Source organism: Mesorhizobium sp. M2A.F.Ca.ET.039.01.1.1 (genome assembly GCF_003998035.1).
Lineage (GTDB): Bacteria > Pseudomonadota > Alphaproteobacteria > Rhizobiales > Rhizobiaceae > Mesorhizobium.
Genome location: NZ_RZRY01000792.1, coordinates 1 through 2630, shown reverse-complemented (window position 1 = coordinate 2630; position 2630 = coordinate 1). Strand labels below are relative to the sequence as shown.

Annotated in this window: 2 protein-coding genes; both read left to right on the top strand. The window is 64.9% G+C overall.

The features are described 5' to 3' along the window. The first annotated feature begins 182 nt into the window (after window positions 1–182). Entirely contained in the window at window positions 183–470 is a 288-nt protein-coding gene (locus EOA24_RS33765; RefSeq protein ID WP_126082402.1) for a succinate dehydrogenase assembly factor 2, read from the top strand. Between the two features lie 7 nt (window positions 471–477). Then, a partial coding sequence (locus EOA24_RS33760) for a CarD family transcriptional regulator (RefSeq protein ID WP_127410572.1) occupies window positions 478–2630 on the top strand: 2153 nt, incomplete at its 3' end.

The following is a 2630-nucleotide window of genomic DNA, read 5'->3' as shown; positions in this document are numbered from 1 at the left end:
TGGTGCCGGCGGCAAAGCTGCTGATCTCCCCCCAAGTGGGGGAGATGTCCGGCAGGACAGAGGGGGGCGCGAAGGAATGCAATCATTTCAGGTTGATTGTCGGGTGTCTTACTTTGCCTTGCAAGGCTGACACCAGTCTCTATCCACGCTATATGCGCCGCTTCGAACAAGGATAGCCTGCCATGACCGGAACACAGCGATCAAGCGAGGGGTTGGATGCCCGCCGCCGCAAGCTGCTGTTCCGCTCCTGGCATCGCGGCATGCGCGAGATGGACCTGATCCTCGGTTGCTTCGCCGACGCCGAGATCGGCGCCTTGACCGGCGATGAAATCGACCAATATGAGAGGCTTCTCGAAATTCCCGACAACGATTTCCTGCCGATGGTCACCGGCGAGCACCCGGTTCCGCCCGATATCGATTGCGCGGTGCTGCGGAAAATCATGGCGTCGCGCCGGACCATGACATTTTGAAAAACGCATGAGCCTCATTCCTTCCATTGGCCTGCCCAAGGGCCGCGCCGGCCAGTTCATCGTCGATGGCGTCGCCGACGGCTACGAAGCCTTCGCCCTGGTCCAGACGGCGCAGGAGATCGCGCCGGACAAGCCGGTGCTGTTCGTCGCGCGCGACGGCCAGCGGCTGCCGGCGATCATCGAGGCGCTCGCCTTTGCCGCGCCGGGCCTGCCGGTGCTGGAACTGCCGGCCTGGGACTGCCTGCCCTACGATCGCGTTTCGCCCGGCGCCGATGCCGCGGCGCGGCGGCTCGACGCGCTTTCCGCCATGATCGCGCTGGCGAAGAAGCCGCATCGCGCCGTGATCCTCACCACCGCGAATGCGCTGTTGCAGCGCATCCCGCCGGCCGAATTGATCGAGGCGCAGACCTTTCACGCCAGGCCCGGCAACCAGATCGACATGAACGCGCTGATCGCGCGGCTGGAGATTTCCGGCTTCGAGCGCGTGCCGACGGTGCGCGGGCTCGGCGAATTCGCGGTTCGCGGCGGCATTCTCGACCTCTTCGCACCCGGCTGGAGCGAGGCGCTCAGGCTCGACTTCTTCGGCGATACGCTGGAATCGATCCGCGTCTTCGACGTGGCAACACAGCGCACCACCGGGCAGCGCAAGTCGATGTCGCTACAGGGGATGAGCGAGGTGGCGCTGACGCCGGAGACGATCAGCCGCTTCCGCCGTTCCTATATCGAAGCTTTCGGCGCGCCGTCGCGCGACGACGCGCTCTATGCGGCGGTCAGCGAAGGCCGGCGCTTTGCCGGCATGGAGCACTGGCTGCCCTTCTTCTATGAGCGGCTGGAGACCGTGTTCGACTATATGCCGGATGCGCCCGTGGTTTTCGACCATCTGGCGCATGAGGCGCTGGCCGAGCGGCACACGCTGATCCTCGACCATTACGAGGCGCGCCGGAAACAGGCCGACAGCGCGCTCAAGGATGCCGTGCCCTACAAGCCGGTGGCGCCGGACCTGCTTTACCTGTCGCCGGAGAATCTCAGATCCTCGCTCGGTCAGCGCGAGGACATAGACTTCACCGTCTTCGATGCCCCCGATGTCGGAGGCAAAAAGGTCTTCCATGCCGGCTCGCGGCACGGCCGCAGCTTCGCCGAGGAGCGCGCCGACCCGAATATCAACGTGTTCGACGTGGTGGTGAAGCACATTGCCGATGAGCGCGCCGCGCGTCGCCGTGTCATTGTCGCTGGCTGGACCGAAGGCTCGCTCGACCGGCTCGGCCAGATCCTGGCTGAACATCATCTTGGCAATCTGAAGACCGTCGCGACGCTTGCCGAGGTCGAAAAGCTCGAGCCGGGGCAGGCGGGTCTTGCCGTGCTGCCGCTCGAATCCGGTTTCGAGACCGACGGTCTGGTCGTCGTCGCCGAGCAGGACATCCTCGGCGACAGGCTGATCCGGCGTTCGAAGCGCAAGAAAAAGGCCTCCGATTTCATTGCCGAAGCCTCGTCGCTGTCCGCCGGCGACATCGTCGTCCATGCCGATCATGGCATCGGCCGCTTTATCGGCCTGCGCACCATCGAAGCGGTCGGCGCGCCGCATGACTGTCTCGAAATCCACTATGCGGCCGACGACCGCCTGTTCCTGCCGGTCGAAAACATCGAGCTTCTATCGCGCTACGGCTCGGATTCGGCCGAAGCGACGCTCGACAAACTGGGCGGCGGCGCCTGGCAGGCGCGCAAGGCGCGGCTCAAGCGGCGCCTGCTCGATATGGCCGGGCAATTGATCCGCATTGCCGCCGAGCGGCAGATGCGCTCCGCGCCAACCATGATTCCCGCCGAGGGGCTCTATGGCGAGTTTGCCGCGCGCTTCCCCTATGAGGAGACCGACGACCAGCAGACGGCGATCGATTCCGTCATGGACGATCTCGGTGCCGGCAAGCCGATGGACCGGCTGGTCTGCGGCGATGTCGGTTTCGGCAAGACGGAAGTGGCGCTGCGCGCCGCTTTCATCGCCGCCATGGAAGGTTTCCAGGTGGCGGTCGTGGTGCCGACGACGCTTCTGTCGCGCCAGCATTTCAAGACCTTCTCGCAGCGCTTCTCGGGCCTGCCGATCCGCATCGCGCAGGCGTCGCGCCTTGTCGGCTCCAAGGAACTGACGGAAACCAAGAAAGGCATTGC